The sequence below is a fragment of the Methylophaga sp. genome (assembly GCF_030651745.1).
The window spans coordinates 21144-27579 of record NZ_JAUSCC010000136.1; the positions used below are offsets into that span (position 1 = coordinate 21144).

The following is a 6436-nucleotide window of genomic DNA, read 5'->3' on the forward strand; positions in this document are numbered from 1 at the left end:
TTATGGAAAAAATACTGTTTTATTGTTTTGCCGCCATTTTACTGTTTGCCGCCACCATGGTGATCACGGTACGGAATCCAGTGCGCGCAGCATTGTTTCTGGTGTTGGCATTTTTTACCAGTGCAGCAATCTGGCTGATGCTGGAGGCTGAGTTTCTGGCGATAACCTTAGTATTGGTCTATGTCGGTGCAGTATTGGTGTTGTTTCTGTTTGTGGTGATGATGCTGGATATCGATACCAGCACGCTCAAAGAAGGTTTTACCCGCTATATGCCATTGGGTTTATTGGTGGCGGTGCTGATTGTGCTGGAGTTAATTGCGGTTTTGGGGGTAGCGAACTTTGGACTGGACCAGTTTCCTGCCCCAGAAGCCTCGGAAGAAAGCAATACCAAAGTGCTCGGCCGGTTGTTGTATACGGTATATGTCTATCCGTTTGAAATCGCCTCAGTGATCCTCACCGTCGCCATTGTCGCGGCGATTATGCTGACTTTGCGGCCGCATAAACGTAAAACCCAGGATCCGGCCCAGCAAGTCAAGGTACGTAGCAAAGATCGTGTACGTCTGGTCAAAATGGCCTCCGAAAAACGCCAAGACGGGAAATCATCATGATTGCCTTATCCGACTATCTGATTGTTGCAGCCATTCTGTTCAGCCTGTCGGTTGCTGGCATTTTTCTGAATCGCAAAAACATCATTATTTTGTTGATGTGTATCGAGTTGATGCTACTGGCGGTGAATCTTAACTTTATCGCTTTTTCCCATTACGCCGGTGATGCGGCAGGGCAAGTATTTGTGTTTTTTATTCTGACTGTTGCGGCAGCAGAAGCGGCGATTGGTCTGGCGATTTTAGTAGTGTTATTCCGTAATCTCAGCACCATTAATGTTGATGATCTCAACCGGTTAAAAGGCTGATGGCATGACGCAGACCTTATTACTGACCATTGTTTTAGCGCCATTGCTGGGCAGCATTATTGCCGGTTTATTCGGACGGAAAATTGGTCGTAACTGGTCGCACAGAGCGGCGATAGCGGGAGTGGGCATCGCTTTTTTCCTGTCTTTATGGGTATTGAAATTAGTCGTAGTCGATGGTGCGACATATAACCAGGCGGTATATCAGTGGTTGCAAGTCGGTAGCCTGAGCATTGAAGTCGGCTTTATGGTCGATTCACTGACTGCCGTGATGATTACCGTAGTGACCTTTGTGTCGCTGATGGTGCATATCTATACCATTGGTTATATGCATGATGATGACGGCTACAGCCGTTTTTTCAGTTATATCTCGCTGTTTACTTTTTCCATGCTGATGCTGGTCATGGCGAATAATTTTATGCAGCTGTTTTTCGGCTGGGAAGCGGTTGGCGTGGTTTCCTATTTGCTGATTGGTTTCTGGTACAAAAAGCCCACGGCGATTTATGCCAATCTCAAAGCCTTTCTGGTCAATCGGGTCGGTGACTTTGGCTTTCTGCTCGGCATCGCTGCGGTGTTGATGTATTCCGGCAGTCTGGATTATCTGGAGGTGTTTAATCAGGCACCGGTTATGGCCGGCCAGAGTATTGCCTTGTTTGGCAATCATGCCTGGTCGTTAATGACGGTGATTGGCATTTTGCTGTTTATCGGTGCGATGGGTAAATCAGCGCAAGTGCCATTACATGTCTGGTTACCTGATTCGATGGAAGGCCCGACGCCGATATCAGCCTTGATTCATGCGGCTACCATGGTGACGGCCGGTATTTTTATGGTGGCGAGAATGTCGCCTTTATACGAATATTCCGAAACCGCTTTGTCATTTATTCTGGTGATTGGTGCGATTACCGCGTTGTTTATGGGCTTTTTGGGGTTGATTCAAAACGATATTAAACGGGTGATTGCCTACTCAACCTTGTCACAGCTTGGCTATATGACGGTGGCGCTGGGGGTATCGGCTTATTCTGCGGCGATTTTCCATTTATTCACCCATGCCTTTTTTAAAGCTTTGCTGTTTCTGGCAGCCGGTTCAGTGATTCTGGCCTTGCATCATCAACAGGATATCCGGCAGATGGGCGGTTTGAAAAAATATCTGCCAATCACTTATTGGACCAGCCTGATTGGCACGTTGGCGTTAATAGGTTTTCCGGGGCTGGCCGGCTTTTTTTCCAAAGATGCCATCATCATGGCGGTGCATGAATCCACCATCCCGGGCAGTAGCTTTGCCTTATGGGCAGTGATGATTGGGGTATTTGTCACCAGTTTGTACAGCTTTCGTTTGTTGTTTCTGGTGTTCCATGGCAAAGAGCGATTTGATGCGCACGGTCATCCACCACATGAGTCCCCCGGCGTGGTTACCTGGCCGTTAATCCTGTTGGCGATTCCGTCAGTATTGGCAGGTTATTTGATCGGTAGTCTGGTGTATGACAATTTCTTTGGCGATGCGATAACCGTTATGCCACAGCATGATGTCTTGGCCGCAGCGAATTATCACGGCTTGGTTGGTTTTATCACTCATGGTTTGATGACAGCGCCATTCTGGCTGGCGATGGCCGGTTTAATCACTGCCTGGTATCTGTATCTGAAACGTCCTGATTTACCGGCCAAAATTCAGCAACGACTGATGTGGTTGTGGCGAATTTTGGAAAACAAATATGGCTTTGATGCATTCAATGACAAAGTGTTTGCTGGTGGCTCTCGTGGATTAGGCTGGTTGTTTTCCCGCGTTGGTGATCGCATGTTGATCGATGGTTTGGTGGTGAATGGTGCGGCGCGAACAGTAGGCTTAATTTCAAGGGTAGGCCGCAAAATGCAGACTGGCTATTTGTATCACTATGCGTTTGTGATGATTATCGGGGTGTGGCTGTTGCTCACCTGGTTTGTGGTTTAACAGGAAACAGCCTTAGATGATGGACTTTCCGCTTCTCAGTGTATTGATTCTGCTGCCAATCATTGGCGGGGCTGCACTTCTGCTGTGCAAACAGAATAATAAGCTGGCACGGCAACTGGCTTTGCTTGTCAGTGTGGTGACCATGTTGCTGTCTTTTTTACTTTATATCGGATTTGACAGCACTACACATCAAATGCAGTTTGTTGAACGCCTGTCATGGGTGGCGACATTTAATATCGAGTATTACCTGGGTATTGACGGCTTTTCGATGCCGCTGATGATTCTGACAACGATTTCAACAGTGTTGGTTGTTATCGCCGGTTGGCAGGTGATTGAGGATAGAGCTGCCCAATATATGGCGGCTTTTCTGATCATGGAAGGGCTGATGTTGGGTGTGTTTGCCGCACTGGATGCCATTCTGTTTTATCTGTTTTTTGAAGCAATGTTGATTCCGTTGTTTCTGGTGATTGGGATCTGGGGCGGCCCGAATCGGGTCTATGCCACCATCAAATTTTTCCTCTATACCTTTTTTGGATCGGTGTTTTTGCTGATTGCATTGCTGTATCTGCAATTTCAGGCTGGCAGTTTTTCGATCCTGGATTTCCAAGAGGTTAGCCTGAGTTTGACCCAGCAAATCTGGATTTTCCTGGCGTTTTTAATTGCCTTTGCGGTGAAAATTCCGATGTGGCCTGTGCATACCTGGTTGCCGGATGCTCACGTTGAAGCACCCACGGGTGGTTCGGTGATTCTGGCGGCGATCACGCTGAAAATTGGTGGTTATGGTTTATTACGTTTTGCTTTACCCATTACGCCAGATGCCAGCATGACACTTGACTGGCTGGTCATTGGTTTATCGTTGATTGCTATTGTTTATATTGGTTTTGTCGCGCTGGCCCAATCGGATCTGAAAAAGCTGATTGCCTATTCGAGTATCGCTCATATGGGCTTTGTGACCCTGGGCTTGTTTATCGTGTTTCGTATTACCGCCAATGAGGCGATTACTATTGGCATCGGAAATGGACAGGTTCTGGCCATCGAGGGTGCGATGGTACAGATGATTTCGCATGGTTTTATTGCCGCAGCAATGTTCCTTAGTGTAGGTGTGTTATACGACCGGATGCATACCCGTGAAATCAGTGCCTACGGTGGGGTCGTCAATAGCATGCCGAAATTTACGGCTTTGGCAGTATTCTTTGCCATGGCCAACGCGGGTTTACCTGGCACCTCCGGTTTTGTCGGCGAGTTTATGGTGATCCTTGCGGCGTTTCAGGCCAACTTCTGGTATGCCTTTTTAGCGGCAACCACATTAATTCTGGGCGCGGCATATACCTTGTGGATGGTTAAACGGGTATTTTTTGGTGAAGTTGCCAATGCTGAAGTCGCCAAATTAAAAGATATTAATTCACGTGAAATGTTGCTGCTGACAAGTCTGGCAGCCGTCGTGCTGTTGATTGGTCTTTGGCCCGATCCGTTACTTAATGTGATGCACGCATCAGTGGATCATCTGCTGCTGCAAATCACTCAGTCAAAGCTTTAAAGGAAACACCAGATGGCGTTTGAAGTCCCCAATATGCTGTTTGCCTTGCCAGAGATGTTGCTGCTGGCAATGTGCTGCATTGTTTTATTGGTGGTGGCCTTTACTGGTAATCGACAAATAAATCTGGTGCATGGGTTAAGTCAGTTGAGTCTGTTAATTACCTTTCTGACCGTGTTCTGGATGATGGGTGAAGGCGGGCTGACCTTCTCCGAAACCTACATTAAAGATCCACTAAGTGATTTGCTCAAGCTGGCGATCTGCCTGGTGAATATGTTGGTGTTCAGTTATTCCTACCGCTATCTGCAAGACCGGAAATTACTGCAAGGCGAGTTTTATGTGCTGGCCTTGTTTTCGACGCTGGGTATGTTGGTGATGGTGTCCGCCCATCATTTTCTGACTTTGTATTTAGGATTGGAGCTGATGTCGCTGTGTTTATATGCCTTGGTGGCGATGCAGCGTGATTCCTTTACCGCAACAGAAGCCGGCATGAAGTATTTCATTTTGGGGGCATTGGCATCGGGCATGTTGTTGTATGGCATGTCGATCATCTATGGCATCACCGGTGAATTAGGCATCCAGGCGATTGCTACGGCCTTGGCCAATGAAGAACTTAATCAAACGGTACTGAGTTTGGGGATCGTGTTTCTGGTGATTGGGATTGGCTTTAAGTTTGGTGCGGTGCCGTTTCATATGTGGTTACCCGATGTCTATCAGGGCGCGCCGACAGCGATTACCTTGTTTGTGGCCAGTGCACCCAAGATTGCTGTATTTGCCATGCTGATACGCATACTGACCGAAGGCATGGGCGATATGCTTAGCGTGTGGCGCGATATGCTGATCATGCTGGCGGTGTTGTCTATTGTTGTGGGGAACCTGCTGGCGATAGCGCAGACCAATATTAAACGGATGCTGGCATATTCCACTATTTCGCATGTTGGCTTTTTGCTGCTAGGTGTATTAGCTGGAAGCCAGGCGGGTTATGCCGCAGCGTTGTTCTATACTCTGGTCTATGCGCTGATGACCTTAGGCAGTTTCGGTATGATTCTGTTGCTCAGTCGCGAAGGTTTTGAAGCGGAAGAGATCGAGGACTTTAAAGGCTTGGGACAGCGCCATCCCTGGCATGCGCTAATGATGCTGTTATTGATGTTTTCCATGGCAGGCATTCCACCGCTGGCCGGTTTTTATGCCAAATTAAGTGTGATTAAATCGGTGGTCGATGTTAACTTACTTGCCGTTGCGATTGCCGCTGTGGTGATGTCAGTGATTGGCGCTTATTATTATTTACGTGTCGTTAAAGTGATGTTTTTTGATGCGCCGCCTACACAACAGCCGCAGATTGAAGCTCCAGCCTCAATGCAATATTTATTGAGCGGCAATGTGTTGGCAGTGTTATTCCTCGGCTTATTTCCCGGGGCTTTATTTGCGCTTTGCGCCAGAATATTCAGTTAGGTTTTAAAAATGTCGATTTGGTTAATGTTGTTGATTATGTTTGTTTTGGCAAATCTGCCGTGGGTGAATTCACGTCTGTTTGTGGTTATCCCGTTAAAAAATGGCAAAAATACCTGGCTTAGAGTGTTTGAAGTCACCGTGTATTATTTTATCGCTTTATTGGTGGCGATTGCGTTTGAGCAGCAATTTTCCGGCAATATTTACCCACAGCAATGGGAATTTTTTGTCACCATTTTAAGTTTGTTTCTGGTGTTTGCTACTCCTGGAGTAGTGTATCGGCACCAATGGTTGCCATTACAAAAAAAGTTACGTTAAAAATCGCAAATATGCGCTCGCTAAGTGCATAGCAAGACAATCCAAAAATTCAAAAGACTGTTATCAAGGGCGCTTACAGGCATTTACGTTAATTCAGGATGCAACGCAATGGATAGTAGTTTAGAATTTGCGGGTTTAACTCCCTGATGATGTAAACAGCATCGGTTATTCACACAATAGAGACAGGATTTATGGCTTCCGATTTATCCAAGTACAGAAATATTGGTATTTTCGCTCACGTTGACGCGGGCAAAACCACCACAACCGAACGTATCCTTAAACT

General features: G+C 46.8%; 7 protein-coding genes. All 7 read left to right on the top strand.

Going from position 1 to position 6436, the window contains the following annotated elements:
* The first annotated feature begins 2 nt into the window (after positions 1-2).
* Entirely contained in the window at positions 3-608 is a 606-nt protein-coding gene (locus Q7V21_RS15505; RefSeq protein ID WP_304918137.1) for an NADH-quinone oxidoreductase subunit J, read from the top strand.
* The gene (gene nuoK / locus Q7V21_RS15510) at positions 605-910 is read left to right on the top strand and encodes an NADH-quinone oxidoreductase subunit NuoK (protein ID WP_069296551.1); all 306 of its coding nucleotides are present in this window, start codon (positions 605-607) and stop codon (positions 908-910) included. Before Q7V21_RS15505 ends, nuoK begins: the two co-directional genes overlap by 4 nt.
* Before the next feature lie 4 nt (positions 911-914).
* Positions 915-2852 (top strand): NADH-quinone oxidoreductase subunit L, encoded by a 1938-nt coding sequence (gene nuoL, locus Q7V21_RS15515; RefSeq protein WP_304918138.1) that lies wholly within the window; start codon positions 915-917, stop codon positions 2850-2852.
* Between the two features lie 16 nt (positions 2853-2868).
* The gene (locus Q7V21_RS15520; protein WP_304918139.1) at positions 2869-4389 is read left to right on the top strand and encodes an NADH-quinone oxidoreductase subunit M; all 1521 of its coding nucleotides are present in this window, start codon (positions 2869-2871) and stop codon (positions 4387-4389) included.
* Positions 4390-4401: 12 nt separating this feature from the next.
* Positions 4402-5838 carry an NADH-quinone oxidoreductase subunit NuoN gene (gene nuoN / locus Q7V21_RS15525; RefSeq protein WP_304918140.1) on the top strand — a complete coding sequence of 479 codons (1437 nt, stop codon included), beginning with the start codon at positions 4402-4404 and terminating at the stop codon, positions 5836-5838.
* Positions 5839-5847: 9 nt separating this feature from the next.
* A complete protein-coding gene (locus Q7V21_RS15530) occupies positions 5848-6153 on the top strand; it encodes a DUF2818 family protein (RefSeq protein WP_304918141.1) in 306 nt (101 codons plus the stop codon).
* A 191-nt stretch (positions 6154-6344) separates the two neighbouring features.
* Positions 6345-6436: GTP-binding protein (locus Q7V21_RS17960; RefSeq protein WP_370654076.1), on the top strand; the 92-nt coding region annotated here is incomplete at its 3' end.

Bases quoted from the DNA above. Each gene is read 5' to 3' on its own strand.
- Q7V21_RS15520 (WP_304918139.1), top strand. From the start codon at position 2,869: ATGATGGACTTTCCGCTTCTCAGTGTATTGATTCTGCTGCCAATCATT.
- nuoK (WP_069296551.1), top strand. From the start codon at position 605: ATGATTGCCTTATCCGACTATCTGATTGTTGCAGCCATTCTGTTCAGC.
- Q7V21_RS15530 (WP_304918141.1), top strand. From the start codon at position 5,848: ATGTCGATTTGGTTAATGTTGTTGATTATGTTTGTTTTGGCAAATCTG.
- nuoN (WP_304918140.1), top strand. From the start codon at position 4,402: ATGGCGTTTGAAGTCCCCAATATGCTGTTTGCCTTGCCAGAGATGTTG.
- nuoL (WP_304918138.1), top strand. From the start codon at position 915: ATGACGCAGACCTTATTACTGACCATTGTTTTAGCGCCATTGCTGGGC.
- Q7V21_RS15505 (WP_304918137.1), top strand. From the start codon at position 3: ATGGAAAAAATACTGTTTTATTGTTTTGCCGCCATTTTACTGTTTGCC.